Source organism: Maribacter luteocoastalis (genome assembly GCF_048890225.1).
Lineage (GTDB): Bacteria > Bacteroidota > Bacteroidia > Flavobacteriales > Flavobacteriaceae > Maribacter > Maribacter luteocoastalis.
The window spans coordinates 885,957-906,509 of record NZ_JBMFZG010000001.1 but is presented as its reverse complement, the minus strand read 5'-3'; the positions used below and the strand labels follow the sequence as shown (position 1 = coordinate 906,509).

Genomic DNA, 20,553 nt, shown 5'->3' with positions numbered 1-20,553 from the left:
ATGCTTAACCCATTAGTTTTACCGCATCTTTAGCGAAGTAGCTAGCTATAATATTTGCACCAGCCCTTTTAATGGCAATAAGTTGTTCCATCATCACGGCATCATGATCTAGCCAACCTTTTTCGGCAGCGGCTTTTAACATGGCATATTCTCCTGAGACCTGATATACAGCAACGGGAACATCAACTTCGTTCTTAATTTCCCTTACAATGTCTAAATAGCAAAGTCCAGGTTTTACCATAACAATATCTGCACCTTCATCAATATCTTGTTGCGTCTCCCTTATGGCCTCAAACCTGTTGGCTGAATCCATTTGGTATGTTTTTTTGTCTTTAGGCACATTTTTGATATCCACGGGGGCTGAATCTAATGCATCTCTAAATGGACCGTAGAAGGCACTGGCATATTTGGCACTGTAGCTCATGATACCGGTGTTAATAAGACCTTCATCTTCCAAAGCCTCACGTATGGTTAATATTCTACCATCCATCATATCACTTGGCGCTACAAAATCGGCTCCGGCATTTGCATGGGAAACGCTCATCTCTGCTAAAATTTCAACGGTTTCATCATTTAAAATTTGTCCGTCAGCAACAATGCCATCATGGCCGTATGAGGAATAGGGGTCAAGCGCAACATCTGTCATGACCAACATCTCCGGACAAGCATTTTTAACAGTTTTAATCGCCATTTGCATTAATCCGTTTTTGTTCAAGGCTTCTGAACCCTTGTTATCTTTTAAATTATCTGGGACTTTAACAAACAAAAGCACGGCACAGAGCCCCATATTCCAAAGTTCTTTAACTTCCTTTTCTAAATTATCTAAACTAAGCCTAAAATAATTTGGCATAGAGTTTATTTCCTCTTTTATGCCTTTACCCTCAACTACGAAAAGTGGTACTAAAAAATCACTGGGCGTAATTATAGTTTCCCTTACTAGGTGTCGTATGGCTTCTGAGCTTCTTAGTCTTCTGTTTCTTATAAGTGGGTACATATCTTTTTGTTTGGTTAATTTAAATTGGCTATTGTCTAGTCAAATATAAAACTATTAAGAACCTTCTTGTGGAATTTCAATTTCTCCAATAAGAAAGCAAACAGCTTTGCCTGATATTTTAACCCGATTTCCTAAATATTCACAAGTTAGGATGCCACCGCGTTTTGAAAGTTGTTTAGCAGTTAAAACTGACTTATTCAGTTGTTTTGACCAATAGGGTGACAGTGTTGTATGTGCCGAGCCTGTCACTGGATCTTCTGGAATTCCGCATTTTGGCGCAAAAAAGCGAGACACAAAATCAACCTCTTTTCCAGGTGCTGTAACGATTACTCCTCTACAGTCTAACTCATCTAAAAGGTGAAAATTTGGTTTAATATTTTCAATTTCCTCTTGATTGTCGTAAACCAACATATAGTCGGTTTTGCCTTTAAAGGATTTTAAAGGACTTAAACCAATGGCTTCTATAATATCCATAATTGTCTCTATTTCAGTTAATTTATCGGATGGAAAATCCATAGAAAATGAGCCATTTGACTTTTTTTCAACAAACAGTTCACCACTTCGAGGAGAAATAAAACGAATGGTATTATTTTTATGATAATAATAATGGAAGATAACAAAGGCAGTGGCCAAAGTAGCATGGCCGCAAAGGTCTACTTCCACTTCTGGAGTAAACCATCTTAATTCATAACTATCTTCATTTTTAACGGCAAAAGCGGTTTCTGCTAAATTATTTTCTGCAGCTATTTGCTGCATTACGTCATCTGATAACCACCCATCCAATATACATACGGCCGCAGGATTGCCTCTAAAAATCCGGTCTGTGAAAGCATCAATTTGAAATATTTTCTGTTTCATTTCCTTATAAAATTATTTAGCTTCTTTAGATTTTTCCATAATGGCCTTAAGATGTTCCTTGCGTATTGTTGCTTCTTTAGTAAGTTTATTTTTTTTACGCGTCATAAGTTTACTATGCTTGGCCTTGTTAACTGTATTTTTAGCTTTTCCTTTTTTAGCCATATTGCATTAATTTAAACCCAAGTTTTGGGTTCTTTTAAAACTTGAACCAGTTTTTCCTCTTCACTGCCTTTTTCAGGATGGTGATCGTAACGCCATTGTACATGTGGTGGAAGACTCATTAAAATACTTTCTATGCGGCCATTCGTACGCAAACCAAATAGGGTACCCTTGTCATGAACTAGGTTAAATTCTACATATCGACCGCGTCGTATCTCCTGCCAATCCTTATGTTTACTGGTGTAAGCGAGACTATTTCTTTTTATAACAATTGGTATGTAAGAATTTAAAAAACTATCCCCTATCTCCTTTACAAAATTATACCAATCGTTCATATTGCGAGACGCTGTAGCTTTGCAATAATCAAAAAATAGACCCCCAATGCCTCTTGCTTCATTTCTATGGGTATTCCAGAAATATTCGTCACAACGTTTTTTGTAAGTTTCATATAAGGTGTCATCGTGTTTGTCACATGTTATTTTACATATTGAGTGGAAATGAATGGCATCTTCTTCAAATAAATAATATGGGGTTAGGTCTTGTCCACCACCAAACCATTGGTCAACAATGTTGCCTTTCTGGTCATACATTTCAAAATAGCGCCAATTCGCATGTACTGTTGGAACCATGGGGTTTTTAGGGTGTAAAACCAAACTTAATCCACAGGCAAAGAAATTGGCGTCTTTAACGCCAAAATAGTCCTGCATGCTTTTTGGCAGTTCGCCATGAACCCCGGATATGTTGACACCCCCTTTTTCAAAAACATTGCCATTTTCAATTACTCTGGTACGGCCACCACCACCTTCTGGTCTTTTCCAGATATCTTCCTTAAAAGCTACCTTGCCATCCACTTCTTCTAATTTCTTGGTAATGGTATCTTGTAAATCTTGAATGTACTGGTAAAATTTATCTTTCATTGCTTAGTTCGTATAGTTCCATATCCAAGGTAGGACCTTGTTCTGGTGTATATTCTTTTAATAATGTTGTTCTCCAGGTAAAACCGCATTTTTCCGCAACCCTAATACTTGAGGTATTTTCTTTGTTAACTACAACTTGGAGGGTTCTAAATCCTTGTTGAAAAGCCCACATTGATAGTTTCGCAACACTTTTTGTAGTATACCCTTTTCCTTCAAAAGTTTTGGTAATGGCATAGGCTAACTCAGCTTGACCTTTGTTCCAATCTAATTTTTTGAGGTAGATAAGCCCGATTATAGCCCTATTTTTTCGCTCTTTCAAGACAAAAAGAAATTCTTCCTTTCTTAGAAACTCTTTTGCCTTTTTACTAGCGAAGTATTTAGATAAATCTGGCGTTAGATTTAGTGCCAATGTCCTTGGGAAATACTTTTTTAATCGGTCTGAATTTATAATAACGAAATCACATAAGCGCCATGCATCTTTTTCCTGCACGGGATAAATGATAAAGTCATCAAATTCAAATTCTGGCACTACAACTTCATTTAAGGTTGCTTGTATTCTTTAACGGCATCAATAAAAGCCTTTGCATTTTCAACAGGGACATTGGGTAATATGCCATGACCAAGGTTAACCACATATTGATCTTTACCAAACTCGTTGATCATTTGAGTAACCATCTTTTTTATCTCTGATGGAGGGGACAACAACCTTGCTGGGTCAAAATTACCTTGTAACGTTATTTTCCCACCAGTTAAATATCTTGCATTTCTCGCTGAGCAGGTCCAATCTACACCAATGGCAGAAGCTCCAGATTTTGCCATTTCACCTAGAGCAAACCAACAACCCTTTCCAAATACGATAACTGGTATCTCTTCTTTTAATGCATCAATAATTTGTTGGATATACTGCCATGAGAATTCTTGATAATCTACAGGGGATAACATACCACCCCAAGAATCAAAGATTTGCACGGCATTTACACCAGCTTTTACTTTTGCCTTTAAATAGGCGATGGTGGTATCGGTAATTTTTTGTAATAGTTCGTGTGCCACAACTGGCTGGGTAAAACATAATTCCTTGGCCTTATCAAAAGTTTTACTTCCTTGACCTTGAGCACAATAGCAAAGAATGGTCCAAGGTGAGCCTGCAAAACCAATTAAGGGCACTTCATCTTTTAACTTTTCTTTCGTTGCCTTAATTGCTTCCATAACATAACCCAAGGTGTCTTGGATATCTGGAACGATAACGTTGTCAAGGTCTTTTTGTGAACGAATGGGATTAGGTAAATATGGACCAAAATTGGGTTTCATTTCAACTTCAATATTCATTGCTTGTGGTATTACCAAAATATCACTGAATAAAATGGCAGCATCCATTCCGTATCTGCGGATTGGTTGTACGGTTATTTCAGAAGCCAATTCAGGTCTTTGGCACCGAGTAAAGAAATCGTACTTTTCTTTAATGGCCATAAATTCTGGCAGATATCTACCCGCTTGGCGCATCATCCATACTGGTGGTCTTTCTACTATTTCCCCTTTTAATGCTCTTAAGAATAAATCGTTTTTCATATATAGCTTATTGCTTTTGGCCTATTGCTTTTGGCTAAAAAGTACTAACTTTTTTTATCTTATTTATTAAACTATTTATCATTTTTGCTTCAAACTCAAGCAGTTCAAAAACCGATTGTAAATCACTTTTGTTCAAAAATTTTAGTTCTTCAGATATTATTAACTGTGTTTGGACTTCAAAAAGAGATCCTAGTGCTATTTCCAAAAATCTTTTGAACTCAAGTTCGCTATTTCTGCTACATCCCTCGGCTATATTGGAAGGTACTGAAACTGAAGCTCTGGAAAGTTGACCCTTAAGGCCAAATTTTTCTTCATTTGGTAATTTGCCAGCAAGACCATAAATGTGTTTAACTATTAGAATTCCATTATTCCAAATATCAAGCTTTTTAAAGTCTCTCATTTATTTATTTTTGCGAGATGCCAATTGCTAAAGGCTAATAGCCATCAGCTATTTTTTATAATTTTCGTTTACCAAATCTATTACGCTTTCAACATCCGGTATGTTTGCCACTTTTACCTCTTTAAAGTGTTTTCGTGCTACTTTGGCAGTGGTTTCGCCAATACAATAGGCTACTTTATGGGGTGTGTTGTCCTTAAGATAACTTTCTATAGCAGAGGGGCTAAAGAATAAAATACCTTCTGTGGTCTGTTCAATGTTTTTGCCTGCTAGCTTAGTCCTGTAGGCCTCAATTGAATTTACAATGATGTTGTTGTCTAGTAATATATCAGGTAGTATGTCTAAGCTTAAATTTCCTTGGAAAAAGGTGACTTCTGAACCTTCCATAAATTCAACCAGATGATTTGCCAAAGCAGCTGCATCATTTTCAAAATGGGATACTTTACCAATTTTCTTTTGAATGATACGCCTAGTTTTACGTCCAACACAATAGATATTCTTAAATTTCAGCTCTTCTGGGTTGATACTCATTAATAGGCTTTCCACAGCATTTTTACTAGTAAAAACAACATTATCTAGTTCTTGTTTAAGTAAAACGGGAGAAATCCTATTAGGATTAATCTTTATAAAATCTTCCGAGGCTACCCGAATACGGGTATCAAAACGTTGTAATTGTTCATCGGTTAATTTTTTGGTAGAGAATATTTGATTGGGTAGGTGGGTGTTCTGAAGCTCGTTCATTAAACGTCTTCCCCCACGGCTAAGTATACTTTTAGCACAATCGATACCTAATTTATGGTGTTTTCCTAATGGGGCGGTAAGTTCCGCTTCCAGTTTTTTAGAACCATTTACGGTAAGTAAAACCCCTTTTAGTTTTACGATACTAGCTTTGTCAATATACGCTAGGGCTCCAATAGGCGCGGTACAACCCCCCTCCAATTCACGAAGAAAATCTCTCTCTAACTGTGTGCAAATTGATGTTTCTACATGGTTTAACCCTTCGCAAATCTCACGTATTTCTTTATCTTGCTCCATAGCAACCACCATAATGGCCCCCTGCGCGGGTGCTGGTAGCATCCAGGTAAGGCCAATCGTATTTTCTGGTTCTAAACCTATCCTTTCCAAACCTGCTGCTGCAAAGATAGCGCCGTTCCAATTGCTATTATTTAATTTTTCTAATCTGCTATTTACATTTCCGCGTAAATCTACCACAGTATGGGTAGGGTAGCGGTTAAGCCATTGCGCTTTTCTTCGCAAGCTTCCAGTTGCTATTACACCTTCTGGCTGACCTAAGAACTCTTCATTGTCCTTAAAGGCCATAATGTCCATGAAATTCCCTCGTTTAAGAACGGCAGCTTGCACAATACCTTTAGGCAAGGCCGTAGGAACGTCTTTCATGGAGTGTACAGCAATGTCTATATCACCATTTAACATGGCAACATCCAATGTCTTGGTGAAAATACCGGTAATCCCTAGCTCATAAAGAGGTTTGTCCAGAACAATATCGCCCGTAGATTTCACACGAACTAATTTTACTTTATGGCCTAATGCTTGTAACTGGTCTTTTACTGTATTTGCTTGCCATAGTGCCAATTCACTATCGCGGGTGCCTAATCTTATGACTTTACTCATTCTTGATTCAGTTCTAATTGAAATACCTTTTGGATCAACTCCAGGCTGGAATCAGAATCTATTTGGTCGTTCTTTAAATGGTTTGCGAATTGCTTGGTAATTTTCTGGATAATTCTATTGGATACAATATCTGCCTGCTCGGCATCAAAATCAGCAGTTTTCTTGGATTGATAATCCAATTCCTCATCCTTCATAGTCTTCAGCTTCATTTTTAAGGCTTTTATCACGGGTGCAAATTTCCTTGTTTCCAACCACTGGATAAAATCTGCCTTAACATCTGCAATTATTGATTCTGCCTCTGGGATAGACTGCTTTCTGTTTTCCAAGGTCTCATCGGTCATTTGGGATAAATGATCTAAATGGATAAGTGTAACATTATCAAGTTCCGTAACATTGTCGTCTACATTTTTAGGAACCGAAAGATCTAGAATAAGTAAAGGATTCTTAGTGTATATAAGTTCTTTACAAATGGTGGGCTTTTGCGCTCCAGTAGCAACAACAAGTACATCTGTTTTTCTTATTTCGGGTTGTAAGTCGCCATAATCCTTAACGGTTAGGTTAAACTTGCCTCCAATCTTTTCTGCTTTTTCCTTAGTTCTATTGATTAAGGTAATATGTGGATTTTTGGTATGCTTGATGAGGTTTTCACAAGTGTTTCTCCCAATTTTTCCAGTGCCGAACAATAAAATATTCTTGTTGGCAATGTCTTCTACATTTTTAAGAATGTACTGTACCGAAGCAAAGGCCACTGAAGTAGCACCAGATGATATTTCGGTTTCATTTTTTATACGTTTGCTTGCTTGTATAACAGCATTACATAGTCGTTCTATAAAAGGATTGGCGATGCCTATTTTTTTAGAACGGTTAAAACTCTGTTTTATCTGACTAATAATTTCAAAATCGCCCAAAATCTGACTATCCAAACCAGTACCTACCCTGAAAAGATGACCAATAGCCTCTTTATTCTTGTACACATAGGCTACTTCCTGAAATTCCTCAACACTACCGTTGGAGTAGTCACAAAGTAATTTAATTAGTTGAAAGGGATGTTGGGCAAAGCCATGTAGTTCTGTCCTATTACAAGTAGAGGTGGCCAAAAGCCCATCTATGCCTTGGCTCTGTGCTTTTTTAAGTAGCTGTACCATGGCATTTTCATCCAAGCTAAATTTGCCGCGTACAACGGCATCGGCCTTTTTGTAGTTAAGACCAATGGTGTAAAAAGAGCTATGTTTAGAAATATGATAGTCCTTCATAAGAAACGAAAGCAAAAATAGAAGCATATGCTTTATAAAAATAACGCTAGAGGAACTATTAACATCGATTCAGGTTTTTTATAACTGAAATTTTAGCTATCATCCTAAAAACCACTATTTTTAAGGTCTATAAAAGCTTTTTAAACAATTTTATTTAGAATATTTCTAAATAAAAAATATTTTTTCGCTATGGATGAAATGCTTAAAAATGTCGCTAAAGGTTCATTTGATGAAGTTCTCATAGAAGACGGATTTTATGTTCTGAAAATTCAGAATAATGGTAATGAAGATGTTCAAATTACACGTGAGATCAACCGTAGGTATATTCAATTTCATTTCTGTTTAAAGGGTGGTGGCAAGTTCATTTTTAATGATGGCAATTATGCTTTGGAAGTATCTGAAGAAAACTCATTACTGCTTTACAACACGCAATTAGATTTGCCTTTGAATTTGGTCTTGACCCCCAATTCATGGATGGTTACCGTGGTAATGACCATTCGCAAGTTTCATTCCTTATTTTCAGATGAGGCCAGTTACATTCCATTTTTGAGTAATGAAAACCAAGAGAAAAAATATTACGCACAAGAACCGGTTTCTGCTGCAATTGCTGTTGTTTTGAGCCAGATAATTAATTACAACCTACATCCAACCATTAAAAAATTATACATTAAAGGAAAGGTGTATGAATTGATATCGTTATATTTTAACAAAAGCACAGATGCCAGTATCGAACAGTGTCCCTTTTTAGTGGATGAGGATAATGTAAAACGCATACGAAGGGCAAAGGAAATAGTAATCACAAATATGGCAGAACCACCTACCTTACCAGATTTAGCCCAAGAAATAGGGTTGAGCTTAAAAAGGCTGAAGGAAGGTTTTAAACAAGTGTATGGCGATTCTGTCTATAGTTTTTTGTTTGATTATAAGATGGAACATGCTCGTAGGTTATTGGAATCTGGCCAATATAATGTGAATGAAATAGGGTTAAAGATTGGGTATAGCACATCAAGCCATTTTATAGCGGCATTCAAGAAAAAGTACGGCACAACACCTAAAAAATACGTAATGGCACTGGCTAATAGTTGATTTTTTTAGACCGATTAGTTTGCTAATGGTTTAGTAAGTTTCCCTAACGTACTTTAAGCTGTATTTCGTAGATAAAATGCTGTGTTTTGGAGGGGTTACCTTACCTATTGATGCGATTATCAAAAATTGGAACCAACCGATCAGTCTTTTTGCCTTAATTGTAATTATAAGGGTCTGGCCACCATGATGCCGGTATTGTTTTTCACTTTTTTTAAGTAATCAACTAGTGGAACTTTAGATATAACTACTTCACCAATTGTTGAAGCATGTAATAAATGTATCCTGCCATCCTTCTCCTTTGTAGCAATACCGGTATGGGTAACATCCAGCCCATTTATTGATGTGGTTAATGCAATAATATCCCCAGATTGCATTAAATGCTCATTGGCTTCAATCTTATCTTGCGGCAAATAACAAATGGACCTATTGTTTAAATAAGATTCCGAGGCTTTTATTTTCTCAAAATTTATGTCATCGCTTAAAAAAGGATACAAGTTTCTATGCGTGCTCATAAAATTGATGTCCTTTGTAATCTCCACACCACCAATATCCGCGGAAATATCTTTAAGAAGTCCCTTTTCTGAATTATTTGCAATCCATTCCGAGAAATAGTGTAATCGGCTTGCGTAACCATTTAACAGGCCATCTTTGTATCGAATTATTTCCAGGTTCTTTACAAATGACTCAAAGGTATATTCCTTTTGCTGTAGCAACATTGAAAAGGCCAGTACATTTTCTACAAAAGTGGTGCAATCCAATCCTTGTAAGTTAACCACTAAAGTTTCTGTGGCACCTATCTCTAGTGTTTTGGCTACATAAGGTGTGCCTAAAAAAGTTTTGCCAATACTAACCATAGATGCCCCAATGGTTGGCAAGTTCAAATTTTTAATTGATTCTATTTTGTTATCTACCGCTATTTTGTCTGTTGGTGAACAAGTGATTTGTTGGGCTAGGGAAAGCTGGGTTAACATCAGTATAAAACCAAAAAGACTAGTTATTTTCATAGGTAGCTATTGCTTTAAGAATTGTTGTCTTGATCAAATTTAGAAAGTAACACGCGATTATGGACAATACTCTCCGGATATTTTTCCTGTAAAAAAGCGATGAGCCTTTCACGAACGTGCACCCGTAAATCCCAGGCCGTGCTGGAGTCTTTTGCACTCATTAGGGCCCTAATTTCTACATAATTAGGTTTACTATCAGTAACCTGAAGTACATTTACTTCTTGGTCCCAAAGGTCGGTATTTTCCAAAATCCGTGTTAGCTCTTCCCTAATGGCATCAATAGGTACTTTATAATCGGTATATAAGAAAACAGTCCCTAAAATATCAGCTGAGGTTTTGGTCCAGTTTTGAAATGGTTTTTCAATAAAATAGGGTGTTGGAACAATTAACCTGCGTTTGTCCCAAACTTTGACCACCACATAGGTAAGTGTAATTTCTTCTATGCGTCCGCATTCCCCTTCAACCACGACTACATCATCAAGTTTAATAGGTTGTGCTATGGCAATTTGGATTCCAGCTAAAATAGTCCCAATCAGCTTTTGTGCAGAAAAACCTATAATGATACCAGCAACACCGGCCGATGCAAAAATACTGACACCAATTTCACGAATTTCTTCAAAACTCATAAGAGCGAGTCCAGTAGCTAGAATTATGACAATAAAAATGATGATGCGTTCTAAAATATTAAACTGGGTATATATTTTTCGCGCCCTTAAATTATTGGATTCACTAACATTGTAATTATGGATTATTAAACGCTTGGCTACTTTTAAAATGGAAATAATAAGCCATGTCATTGAGAAAATGAACAATAAAGTACTTGCTTTTCTAAACCAATATGCATGTTCTTCCAAATGAAGAATGGTACGCAAGGATTGTGAGCGTAGCAATATGGAGATAAAAATAAAAATGATTGGCCAACTTAATTTTCTAAATGTACCTTCTGGCATTAGGTATTTGGGGTCCTTGCCCAACTTTCTAAAAAAATAGGATATAAGCCAATAGAGCACCAAAATCGCCCCTAAGGAGGCCATAAAGTAGTATAAGGAAGTTTTTGGGATGGAATCAAAAAAGGCATTCATGTGATAGCGTATTGTTCTGGGTATAACTTACAAAAATTAAGTTGCATAAAAGTACGTAATCACAGAAGATTGATACTCTTTATGTAGGTATAGAAAACTAATGGGCTAAATTGAAATATCATCGATTAGCAAGTGTTATTTTTGCAATTCAAATTCAACAAACAAAAGATGAAAGGAGTTTTATTGGTTAATTTAGGTTCACCTGACAGTCCTACAGCTAAAGATGTAAAACCTTATTTAGATGAGTTTTTAATGGATGAAAGAGTCATTGACACACCTAAATGGCTAAGGAATATTATTGTGAGAGGTATTATACTGCAAACACGACCAAAAAAATCAGCTAAGGCCTATGCTAAAATATGGTGGGAAGAAGGTTCTCCATTGATCGTTTTGTCCGAGCGCTTTGCCAATAAGCTTAAAACGCATACAAAGCTACCCGTAGCATTAGGAATGCGGTATGGCTCCATGACCATTAAAAATGCTCTGCAAGAATTAAAGGCCAAAGGGGTAGATGATGTGTTGTTGGTCCCTTTATATCCGCACTATGCCATGTCATCCTTTGAGACCGTTGTAGTAAAGGTATTAGAAGAGCAACAAGCATTTTTTCCAGAAATGAAGGTAACTACCATGCCAGCGTTTTATAAAAATCCAGATTATATTAAGGCTTTGTCAGAAAGTATAGCAGAGGGATTAAAGGATTTTGATTATGACCATATCTTATTTTCATACCATGGTATTCCTGAGCGACATATTCGTAAAAACGACCCAACGAGATATCATTGCAAAATAGATGGTAGTTGTTGTAAAATAAATTCTGTTGCCCATAATACTTGCTACAGGCACCAAGTATATGATACCACCGAAATGGTAAAATCTTATTTAGGCTTGCCAGAGGAAAAAGTAAGTACTTCTTTCCAGTCACGTTTAGCAGGTGACCCATGGTTAAAACCGTATACTGATTTTGAATTTGAAAGACTTGCGAAGGAAGGAAAAAAGCGCTTGGCAGTAATAACACCGGCATTTGTTAGTGATTGCTTGGAAACTTTGGAAGAGATTGCCATGGAAGGCAAAGAGCAATTTAAAAAGGCGGGAGGTGAAGATTACAAGCACATTCCTTGTCTTAATGATAGTGATAATTGGGTGAAAGTTATGGCCAACTGGGTGAACACTTGGGAGACAGAAAACACATTACCGGTATAGCAGGATTCAAAATTCACAATAGCTAAAAATTGTATGGAAAACACAGAAAAAATACAGTTGGGATTAGGTCTGTATAAAAAAGAATTACAAGAGCATCGATTATACCGACAACTTTCTTCAGTGCATGATATCAAAATCTTTATGGAGAGTCATGTGTATGCCGTATGGGATTTTATGTCGCTTTTAAAGGCTTTACAAATACAGTTAACCTGTGTGCATACGCCTTGGAAGCCCACTAAAAACAACAATACAGCTCGTTTTATCAATGAAATAGTTTTAGAGGAGGAAAGTGACCGTAATGAAGAGGGGGAATTCATGAGCCATTTTGAAATGTATCTTGATGCCATGAATGAAGTCGGTGCCAACACCAAGCCGGTAATTGAATTTTTAGATACGATTTCTACATTAGAGGATATAGTTGAAAGGATTGAAGCATCAAGTTTAAATGAAGTTGTGAAAGCTTTTATGCAGTTTACATTTGGGATAATCCAAAGTCAGGAAGCCCATAAGGTTGCAGCCGCGTTTACTTTTGGTAGAGAAGAATTGATACCTGATATGTTTCTAGAAATAATAGACCAAGGTGAAAATGGTAAAATAGACTATCCTAAACTCAATTATTACTTAAAAAGGCATATAGAGTTGGATGGTGATGAACATGGTCCATTGTCCTTAAGGATGATTGAAGAGCTTTGTGGTTCTGATGATAATAAATGGGATGATGTACTCAAAATTTCACAGGAAGCCTTACGACATAGAATAAATCTTTGGGATAGTATTGCTGATGAGATTAAACAAAACAAAATAGCAAAGGAGGTTTTGGCATAGTCTTAAATATTGGTTTAATGCCAAATTACCATAAAGCTTATGGCAAGAGTTTCATCAGAAAAACTAGGTACAGATTCTATCGGTAAACTATTGGTTAGCCAGGCAGTACCGGCAAGTATTGGGATTCTAGTCATGTCTATTAATGTGTTGGTGGACAGTATTTTTGTTGGAAATTGGATTGGATCAATAGCAATAGCTGCCATAAACGTAGTACTTCCTGTCTCATTTTTTATAGGTGCTTTGGGCATGGCCATTGGAATAGGTGGCTCTAGCATAATTTCCCGTGCTTTAGGTGCTGGTAATAAGTTAAAAGCATTAAACACATTTGGAAATCAAATAAGCCTAACCGTGCTAATTACCATTTTTATGGTAATCCTTGGACTTACCTTTGTGGATAGTCTTATCCCTGCATTTGGTGGTAAGGGCGCCATATTTGAACCAGCAAAAACATACTATGTAATTGTACTCTATGGCGTGCCCATTTTGGCCTTGAACATGATGGGAAGTTCTGTGATTAGGGCAGAGGGTAAGCCAAAATTCGCTATGGTTGCCATGATAATCCCTTCGATAGGAAATCTTTTAATGGATTATGTTTTTATAAATGTTTTGGACATGGGAATGGTCGGAGCAGCTTGGGCAACAACGATAAGTTATGCATTGTGCTTTAGCTATATTTTTTATTTCTTTTTTTCAGGTAAATCAGAATTAAGGCCATCATGGAACTATTTGGGTTTTAATCTAAATATTCTAAAAGAAATTGGTTCATTAGGTTTTGTAACACTAGCAAGACAAGCAGTAGTAAGTATCATTTATCTGTTAATGAATACTATTCTTTTTGGTTTGGGTGGTGAGGCAATGGTTGCGGTATATGCCATAGTGGGTCGTATGCTTATGTTTGCCTTGTTTCCGGTATTTGGCGTCACACAGGGGTTTTTACCAATAGCGGGATTTAATCATGGCGCAGAAAAATATGACCGTGTAAAAGAATCGATCTATACCGCTGTCAAATATGCATCAATTTTGGCGACTGTAGTCTTTTTGGGATTAATGATTTTTCCTGCCGAAATAACCAGCTTGTTTTTAAGTAGTAGGGAAGGCATGTCACAAGTAGATTTGGAAATGAATGCTTTTGTATTGGCAAACACACCATCTGCTATGCGATGGGTCTTTGCGGCTACACCAATAATTGCATTGCAGCTAATAGGGGCAGCTTATTTTCAAGCTATTGGGAAAGCGATACCTGCCTTTCTATTAACCTTGAGTAGACAAGGTTTTTTCTTCATTCCTTTAATTTTGATATTACCTAATTATCTTGGAGCTTTGGGAGTATGGATTTCATTTCCTATTGCCGATGTGTTAGCAACTATTGTAACGGGGTTGTATTTAAGAAAAGAAATCCAGCGATGTAAATAACACTTTTGCTCAATAAACAAATAATTGAGGTGTGGTGAATTAATAAAGTGGCCAATATATTATTATGTAAGCAGTATTTAATTTGTAATTGTGACTTATTACTAAATACTGTTTCTAATAAGTAAACTAACACAGTCCCCCGTGAATTTACTTTTATCAATTATTATGTTAATCTTCGTTGTACTACTAATAATTACATTCGTTGATTACAGAAGGACCAAAAAAAAATACCGTCAATTTATTGAGGAAAATAAGAAGGAAAAGACTTAATTTTTTGTATAAATAGACCAAATGTCATGGGAAGTATCTATTTTTAAAAATATAATATTGTTTCCATGAAGTACACGTTTCCCGTATTCGCATTATTCCTTTCTTTGTTCTTATTAGGATGCAAAATGACTCAAGATAACCAGAACTACACATTGTATGTGGGCACATACACTGAAGGTGACAGCGAAGGCATATATGAATACCAATTTAATCCAAAAACGGGTGCAATGAAATCCAAAATCTTGGCAGCACCCTTGAATAATCCTTCTTTCATAAAGTTATCACCAGATAAAAAATATTTGTATTCGGTAATGGAAACTGACGAATTTGAAGGTTCTACAGGGGGTGTAATGGCTTACCGTATTAATGAAAAAGGTGGTTTAATAGAGATTGGTCCAAAAGCTAGTGTAGGTGCGCATCCTTGTCATATTGCAATATCCGATGACGGAAAATTTCTTGCTGCAGCTAGTTATACTGGTGGTAGTGCATCTATATTTAAATTAAACATTGATGGAGCTTTACAGCAAGACCCTCAATTTATAGATTTAAAAGTGCTTGATACAATAAAGACTTCACATGCACATTCCGCAGCTTTTACAGAAGATGGGCTTTTTATTGCCGATTTGGGACTGGATGCAGTGAAGAGGTACAAAAACAAAGAAGGTCAATTTGTTCCAAATGTACAAGCCACAATAAATTTGCCAGATGGGGCAGGACCTAGGCATTTTACATTTAACAATAAAGGAAATCAGTTATTTGTGATCAATGAGTTAAACTCAACAATTACCTCATTTAAAAGAGAAGGGTCAGGTACTTATACAGTGATGCAAACCGTAAATACACTTGATGAAAACTTTGCAGGTGATAGTTACTGCGCAGATATTCATTTATCTGAAGACGGTAAATTTTTATATGGTTCAAATAGGGGTGAGAATACTATCGTCATTTTTAAGGTTGATGAAAATTCGGGAAAACTAACTTTGGTAGGAAGAGAAAGTGTGCATGGGGATTGGCCCCGAAATTTTGCCCTTGACCCAAGTGGAAATTTTCTATTGGTAGCCAATCAAAAAAGCAATAATATTGTCGTGTTTAAAAGGGATTCGGAAGATGGAACCTTAAGGTTTCTTCATGAAATTGAATTGCCTAGTCCCGTATGCTTGGAGTTTTTAGAAATTTTATAGGCGTCTATTTTTCAACGTATTCCCACTGGTAATCAAATCTACTTTTATTACTTTAAGATACACTTCATATCTGATTATTAGATTAATCACAACAATTATGTAAGAAAAAACTTAAATAATCGTTTTTTAATGAAACATTAATTCATTTAAAAACAAACAAGATGATTAACAATATGTATCGTATTTTATTTTTATTATGCTTCCCAATGTTGTTTCATTCCCAAGAAACTAACTGGGGAATTGGAATTATAAACTTTCCGGAGACAGAACAAGCGGTTTCAATATATAATGCCCCACAAGGTAATGAAATAGGATTCTTGGAATTGAGTAATTATGGTTCGGATTCCAATCCTGTAGCGCTCAATTGGAGAAACCAAGAAGGTATAAGTCTAAGGATTCCAAGTTCGGCCCTGATGGAAATTGGATACGAGGAGCAAGGATTGGTGGTGTTGGAAAACAAAGATGGTTTTATAAGGGTGTTTGATGATAATGGACAACAGTCACAATGGCTATCCTTGGAAAAACTACGGGAAAATGGATTTGAATATTTACCTTGGATTCGTTTTATGGTTACATCAGACCGTTCTTTTTTACCTATGTTTTATGGAATGAATGTTCGTAATGCGTCAACTGCGGCTGCTTCATTGTTAGTTTTGGCCAAAGGGGAGCAGTTTGAGATTACCCCTACAGGAAAAGTAAATGGACTTTGGGCAGAAGTCATAGTTCAAGAGTTCGATTCAGTTTATTGCGAAATGCCCCATAACCTATTAAACACGTACACGGGCTGGATTAAAATATTGGACGATGCAGGGTATCCCAACATTTGGTTTTACGCTAGAGGGTGTTAGACTTGACCGCCAAGATTAATGTATTTTATTGTCTAGATTTTAGCCTATACATATCGATTAGCAAACACTAAAAAAATGGGACGGTATTTAGGGGAATTCCTATTTAAAGGTTGAATTCATTGTGAGGTTACAAATTCAAGCCTTAAAACAGTAATATTATCCCTTATTTATATAGCTTTTTCCCTAAATTTAGCTTGGACTAATTCAATATTTCTAAAATGAAAAATCAGTACACTAGGACAGGCATACTATTGCTTGCTCAATTGTTATCTGCCAATGTTGTTAATTCTCAAAGGAAAAACAAGAAATGTAACTACTCAATTAGATGATTTTTCTAAGCTGTAAAGTGATGATACTAACAAGGTCCTAGTCTAAACAGCAAAGAGGATGAAGGAACATATGGGAAAGGTAGAAATGGTATTGTAGCAAACAAAAAACGGAAGTAGTCAGGAACCGCTAAACTTCCCGATTAAACTAACCAGCAAACTGGGACATTTGAATAGTTTGGTGGCACTGGATGATATTCCGCCAACTGATTAAGATATTGCCGTTAAAAATGAACTTACAAGTAAAATCAACAAAGAATTGGAAAAGTTTGATGTTGTAATCAGTACAGAATTACAGGCCTTTAACGAATTAAAATTGAACTATTTATTCGTTTAATAGTTTAAAGAAACAACTATAATCAAATGAAAAACATAAATAAATATATCCTAAGTCTCGCTTTTATATGTACAGCGATGAGTGTTTTGTCCCAAACGGCAAATGATTATTTCAAATCCATGAAATACCGGAACATTGGTCCCTTTCGTGGAGGAAGATCGGTTACTGCCTCTGGGGTTGTCAATGACCAAATGACCTACTATATGGGAACTACGGGGGGTGGCCTATGGAAAACAGGGACCGCAGGGCAAAAATGGGAAAATATTTCAGACGGTTATTTTAAAACAGGCTCCGTAGGAGCAGTTGCCGTGTCCAAATCCAACACCAATATTGTATATTGTGGTATGGGAGAGCATGCACCTAGAGGAGTTATGACCTCCTATGGTGACGGAGTATATAAATCTACGGATGCCGGAAAAACATGGAAACATTTGGGATTGGATAAAACCCAACACATCTCTAGAATTATTATTCATCCCACGAATCCAGACATCGTTTATGTTGCTGCCCAAGGGGCTTTGTTTGATGGGAATCCGGAAAGAGGTATCTACAAATCGGAAGATGGCGGGAAAACATGGAAGAATACTTTGTTTGTAAACAGTCTTACAGGAGCCGCCGAACTTTCGATGGATGCGAATTATCCTGAAATCATGTACGCCGCAATGTGGGAGCATCAACGTAAACCCAATATGGTAATTAGTGGTGGTGAAGGAAGTGGATTGTACAAATCTACTGATGCCGGCGAGACCTGGGTAAAGATTCATGAGGGCTTACCGGAGGAAAAGGGAAAAATGGCCATTACGGTCAGTCCTGCCAATTCCAATAAACTATATGCGGTTATTGAAAGTGATTCCAATGCTGATAAGGGCGGACTCTTTGTATCCAATGATGCTGGTAAATCTTGGTCTATGGTCAGTGGAGATAACCGATTAGTTCAGCGTGCATGGTACTACATTGAAGTATTTGCAGACCCAAATGATGAGGATACGGTTTATGTGCTAAGTGCCTCAATGTTTCGTTCAGAAGATGGGGGTAAGACTTGGGAAACCATTGATGTTCCGCATGGAGACACCCATAATCTTTGGATTAATCCAGAGAATTCAAAAAATATGGTCCTAGCAGATGATGGGGGAGCCACAATTACCTTTGATTATGGGAAGACATGGTCTTCACAGGATAATATGCCAACGGGTCAGTTTTACAGAATTAGTGTGGATAACTTGTATCCATATAATATTTATGGCGGACAACAAGACAACACATCGGTGAGGATAGCAAGCCTTTCCATGGGACGAAGCAGCATTGGAAGGGAAGATTGGACGTATTCGGCCGGTGGGGAAAGTGCCTTCTTAGCTTTTGACCCAGACAATCCCAGATATGTATTAGGGGGTAGTTATTTAGGCACCATTGAAGTATTGGACATGGAGACCAAAAGCTTTACCAATATCATGGCCGCACCCGTTCAGTATCTAGGGCGTGAGGCCAGGAACATGAAATATCTCTATAACTGGAATGCTCCTATTATTGGCTCCAAACATGAACCGGGAACGTATTATCATGGTGCCCAATTGGTACTGCGAACTCGGGATATGGGTGTTACTTGGGAAGAAATTTCACCAGACCTTACAAGGGACATTGATGAAAAACAAGGTAATGGTGGTGGTCCCTATACCAATGAAGCTGTTGGAGCAGAAAACTATGGAACGTTGGCGTACATGATAGAATCACCTCACGAAAAGGGTGTTTTTTGGACGGGAAGTGACGATGGACTTGTACATATAACCAAAAATGGGGGAGAAAGTTGGGATAATGTAACCCCAAAGGGATTAACGGAGTGCTTGGTTAATGCCATAGAAGTGTCTCCACATGACCCAGCTACGGCGTATATAGCCACCACTCGGTACAAGTTTAATGACTATACCCCAGCACTTTATAAAACAAATGACTTTGGTAAAACATGGACAAATATTAGTTTAGGTATTCCTTATGGTGCCTTTACACGGGTCATTAGGGAAGACGAAAAGAAAAAGGATTTGCTCTTTGCAGGCACCGAACTGGGAATGTATATTTCATGGAACGGAGGTAGGACCTGGGAGCCTTTTCAGTTGAATTTACCCGTAACACCAGTGTTGGATTTAAAAGTCCATAAAGGTGAATTGATAGTGGCAACTTCAGGTCGTTCTTTTTGGATATTGGACAATTTGGAAGTATTGTCACAATATGAACCGTCCAAAAGATACTTAAAGATTTTGAAGCCAAACCCGGCTTATGCAGGTCATTGGGGGAGTTCGCTATCAAGTAATTCCAAGGAATTAAAAGCCACCGATGCTTTTGAAGGCGTTAACCCTGCCAACGGACTGGTACTATATTACGAGTTGCCAAAAGTGAAAGATTCCACCAAAATTTCCATGAAAATAAGTGATTCTAAGGGTAATCTTGTGAGGAGTTTTAGTTCAGAAAAGGAAAAGCACTATATTCCACACCATGGGGGAGGTGCACCACCGGCCCCTGTACTTCCCAACAAAGAAGGATTAAATAGATTTGTCTGGGATATGGGCCACGCCATTGTCCCAGGAATACCTGATGTCTATATAGAGGCTGATTTTAATGGACATATGGCCATTCCAGGAATTTATACGATTGAACTTACGTTAGGAGAGGAAACGGTAGTTACACAAAGCGAAATTAAGGTGGTGCCCAATTTAGATATGAAGCCAGGCCAATATGAGGCGTATGATGCTTTGATGAGCGAGATGGAACAAAAGATTACCGAGATGCATACCATGATAAATAAATTATACAAAGTTCAAAAAGATTTGAAAGAAGTTATTGCTACGATAGAAAATCAAGAACTGAAAAACCAAGGGAATATGCTTTTGAAAAAAATGGACGCTTGGGATAAGGACATGGTACAAAGAAAGTCACAGGCATACGATGATGTTGAGAATTTTCCAAATAAGTTTACAGCAGAGTATTTATTTCTTTTAAATCAGACAAGTGGTAGTATACCAAGGGTAAATCAATCTAATCTGGATCGGAAGAGAGAACTAGACCAACAATGGACGCGATTAAAGACTAGAGGGACCGAGTTGATTACGTCAGATATTCCAGAATATAATAAAGCGCTTTGGGAATCCGGAATTGGTGTGTTAAGGCTGTAACCTTTCATCACTTTGAAGAGGGTTTCCATTGTATTTAGATTTGC

At 37.1% G+C, this 20,553-nt stretch carries 18 protein-coding genes; 7 read left to right on the top strand and 11 right to left on the bottom strand.

All coding sequences use genetic code 11. The features are described 5' to 3' along the window. Positions 1-4: 4 nt before the first annotated feature. Genes hemB through hemA form a run of 9 tightly spaced genes read right to left on the bottom strand, consistent with a single transcriptional unit; the run spans position 5 to position 7,776 of the window. Positions 5-994, bottom strand: a complete 990-nt coding sequence (gene hemB, locus ACOCEA_RS03945; protein ID WP_420754895.1) for a porphobilinogen synthase — start codon at positions 992-994, stop codon at positions 5-7. A gap of 54 nt (positions 995-1,048) precedes the next feature. Next, positions 1,049-1,852, bottom strand: coding sequence for a PhzF family phenazine biosynthesis protein (locus ACOCEA_RS03940; protein ID WP_420754894.1), 804 nt, complete (start codon positions 1,850-1,852; stop codon positions 1,049-1,051). Between the two features lie 12 nt (positions 1,853-1,864). Further along, the gene (locus ACOCEA_RS03935; RefSeq protein WP_420754893.1) at positions 1,865-2,014 is read right to left on the bottom strand and encodes a hypothetical protein; all 150 of its coding nucleotides are present in this window, start codon (positions 2,012-2,014) and stop codon (positions 1,865-1,867) included. 11 nt (positions 2,015-2,025) lie between these two features. Next, complete coding sequence (gene hemF, locus ACOCEA_RS03930; RefSeq protein ID WP_420754892.1) at positions 2,026-2,928, bottom strand: oxygen-dependent coproporphyrinogen oxidase; 903 nt, start codon at positions 2,926-2,928, stop codon at positions 2,026-2,028. Then, positions 2,918-3,457, bottom strand: a complete 540-nt coding sequence (locus tag ACOCEA_RS03925) for a GNAT family N-acetyltransferase (protein WP_420754891.1) — start codon at positions 3,455-3,457, stop codon at positions 2,918-2,920. The genes hemF and ACOCEA_RS03925 overlap by 11 nt, the downstream gene beginning before the upstream one ends. An 11-nt stretch (positions 3,458-3,468) precedes the next feature. Beyond that, entirely contained in the window at positions 3,469-4,494 is a 1,026-nt protein-coding gene (gene hemE, locus ACOCEA_RS03920; RefSeq protein WP_420754890.1) for a uroporphyrinogen decarboxylase, read from the bottom strand. Between the two features lie 34 nt (positions 4,495-4,528). Further along, on the bottom strand, positions 4,529-4,894 hold the full coding sequence (locus tag ACOCEA_RS03915; RefSeq protein WP_420754889.1) for a four helix bundle protein: 366 nt from the start codon (positions 4,892-4,894) through the stop codon (positions 4,529-4,531). A gap of 48 nt (positions 4,895-4,942) precedes the next feature. After that, positions 4,943-6,523, bottom strand: a complete 1,581-nt coding sequence (gene hemC / locus ACOCEA_RS03910; protein ID WP_420754888.1) for a hydroxymethylbilane synthase — start codon at positions 6,521-6,523, stop codon at positions 4,943-4,945. Beyond that, the gene (gene hemA / locus ACOCEA_RS03905; RefSeq protein WP_420755033.1) at positions 6,520-7,776 is read right to left on the bottom strand and encodes a glutamyl-tRNA reductase; all 1,257 of its coding nucleotides are present in this window, start codon (positions 7,774-7,776) and stop codon (positions 6,520-6,522) included. Before hemA ends, hemC begins: the two co-directional genes overlap by 4 nt. A gap of 189 nt (positions 7,777-7,965) precedes the next feature. Between hemA and ACOCEA_RS03900 the strand changes: the two genes are divergently transcribed. After that, positions 7,966-8,862: a helix-turn-helix transcriptional regulator gene (locus ACOCEA_RS03900; protein WP_420754887.1), complete on the top strand. Its 897-nt coding sequence runs from the start codon at positions 7,966-7,968 to the stop codon at positions 8,860-8,862. 164 nt (positions 8,863-9,026) lie between these two features. Here ACOCEA_RS03900 and ACOCEA_RS03895 read toward each other — a convergent pair whose 3' ends face one another. Together ACOCEA_RS03895 and ACOCEA_RS03890 are read right to left on the bottom strand one after the other, a co-directional pair. Further along, positions 9,027-9,866, bottom strand: coding sequence for an N-acetylmuramoyl-L-alanine amidase-like domain-containing protein (locus tag ACOCEA_RS03895; RefSeq protein ID WP_420754886.1), 840 nt, complete (start codon positions 9,864-9,866; stop codon positions 9,027-9,029). A gap of 14 nt (positions 9,867-9,880) precedes the next feature. After that, entirely contained in the window at positions 9,881-10,948 is a 1,068-nt protein-coding gene (locus tag ACOCEA_RS03890; protein WP_420754885.1) for a mechanosensitive ion channel family protein, read from the bottom strand. A 168-nt stretch (positions 10,949-11,116) separates the two neighbouring features. Here ACOCEA_RS03890 and hemH point away from each other — a divergent pair, with 168 nt between their 5' ends. From hemH to ACOCEA_RS03860, 6 genes are all read left to right on the top strand, one after another. Continuing rightward, entirely contained in the window at positions 11,117-12,148 is a 1,032-nt protein-coding gene (gene hemH, locus ACOCEA_RS03885; RefSeq protein WP_420754884.1) for a ferrochelatase, read from the top strand. 33 nt (positions 12,149-12,181) lie between these two features. Continuing rightward, positions 12,182-12,973 carry a DUF3050 domain-containing protein gene (locus ACOCEA_RS03880; RefSeq protein WP_420754883.1) on the top strand — a complete coding sequence of 264 codons (792 nt, stop codon included), beginning with the start codon at positions 12,182-12,184 and terminating at the stop codon, positions 12,971-12,973. Positions 12,974-13,012: 39 nt separating this feature from the next. Further along, a complete protein-coding gene (locus ACOCEA_RS03875) occupies positions 13,013-14,386 on the top strand; it encodes an MATE family efflux transporter (RefSeq protein ID WP_420754882.1) in 1,374 nt (457 codons plus the stop codon). Between the two features lie 335 nt (positions 14,387-14,721). Next, complete coding sequence (locus ACOCEA_RS03870; protein ID WP_420754881.1) at positions 14,722-15,837, top strand: lactonase family protein; 1,116 nt, start codon at positions 14,722-14,724, stop codon at positions 15,835-15,837. Positions 15,838-15,998: 161 nt separating this feature from the next. Next, entirely contained in the window at positions 15,999-16,685 is a 687-nt protein-coding gene (locus ACOCEA_RS03865) for a hypothetical protein (RefSeq protein WP_420754880.1), read from the top strand. Between the two features lie 689 nt (positions 16,686-17,374). Then, positions 17,375-20,509, top strand: coding sequence for a WD40/YVTN/BNR-like repeat-containing protein (locus tag ACOCEA_RS03860; protein ID WP_420754879.1), 3,135 nt, complete (start codon positions 17,375-17,377; stop codon positions 20,507-20,509). The last annotated feature ends 44 nt before the right edge of the window (positions 20,510-20,553 follow it).

Excerpts from the sequence above, each read along its gene's own strand:
- ACOCEA_RS03940 (WP_420754894.1), bottom strand. The coding sequence starts at position 1,852 with ATGAAACAGAAAATATTTCAAATTGATGCTTTCACAGACCGGATTTTT.
- ACOCEA_RS03865 (WP_420754880.1), top strand. The coding sequence starts at position 15,999 with ATGATTAACAATATGTATCGTATTTTATTTTTATTATGCTTCCCAATG.
- hemC (WP_420754888.1), bottom strand. The coding sequence starts at position 6,523 with ATGAGTAAAGTCATAAGATTAGGCACCCGCGATAGTGAATTGGCACTA.
- hemE (WP_420754890.1), bottom strand. The coding sequence starts at position 4,494 with ATGAAAAACGATTTATTCTTAAGAGCATTAAAAGGGGAAATAGTAGAA.
- hemB (WP_420754895.1), bottom strand. The coding sequence starts at position 994 with ATGTACCCACTTATAAGAAACAGAAGACTAAGAAGCTCAGAAGCCATA.
- ACOCEA_RS03890 (WP_420754885.1), bottom strand. The coding sequence starts at position 10,948 with ATGAATGCCTTTTTTGATTCCATCCCAAAAACTTCCTTATACTACTTT.
- ACOCEA_RS03935 (WP_420754893.1), bottom strand. The coding sequence starts at position 2,014 with ATGGCTAAAAAAGGAAAAGCTAAAAATACAGTTAACAAGGCCAAGCAT.
- ACOCEA_RS03875 (WP_420754882.1), top strand. The coding sequence starts at position 13,013 with ATGGCAAGAGTTTCATCAGAAAAACTAGGTACAGATTCTATCGGTAAA.
- ACOCEA_RS03880 (WP_420754883.1), top strand. The coding sequence starts at position 12,182 with ATGGAAAACACAGAAAAAATACAGTTGGGATTAGGTCTGTATAAAAAA.
- ACOCEA_RS03915 (WP_420754889.1), bottom strand. The coding sequence starts at position 4,894 with ATGAGAGACTTTAAAAAGCTTGATATTTGGAATAATGGAATTCTAATA.
- ACOCEA_RS03895 (WP_420754886.1), bottom strand. The coding sequence starts at position 9,866 with ATGAAAATAACTAGTCTTTTTGGTTTTATACTGATGTTAACCCAGCTT.
- ACOCEA_RS03870 (WP_420754881.1), top strand. The coding sequence starts at position 14,722 with ATGAAGTACACGTTTCCCGTATTCGCATTATTCCTTTCTTTGTTCTTA.
- hemF (WP_420754892.1), bottom strand. The coding sequence starts at position 2,928 with ATGAAAGATAAATTTTACCAGTACATTCAAGATTTACAAGATACCATT.
- ACOCEA_RS03900 (WP_420754887.1), top strand. The coding sequence starts at position 7,966 with ATGGATGAAATGCTTAAAAATGTCGCTAAAGGTTCATTTGATGAAGTT.
- hemH (WP_420754884.1), top strand. The coding sequence starts at position 11,117 with ATGAAAGGAGTTTTATTGGTTAATTTAGGTTCACCTGACAGTCCTACA.
- ACOCEA_RS03860 (WP_420754879.1), top strand. The coding sequence starts at position 17,375 with ATGAAAAACATAAATAAATATATCCTAAGTCTCGCTTTTATATGTACA.
- hemA (WP_420755033.1), bottom strand. The coding sequence starts at position 7,776 with ATGAAGGACTATCATATTTCTAAACATAGCTCTTTTTACACCATTGGT.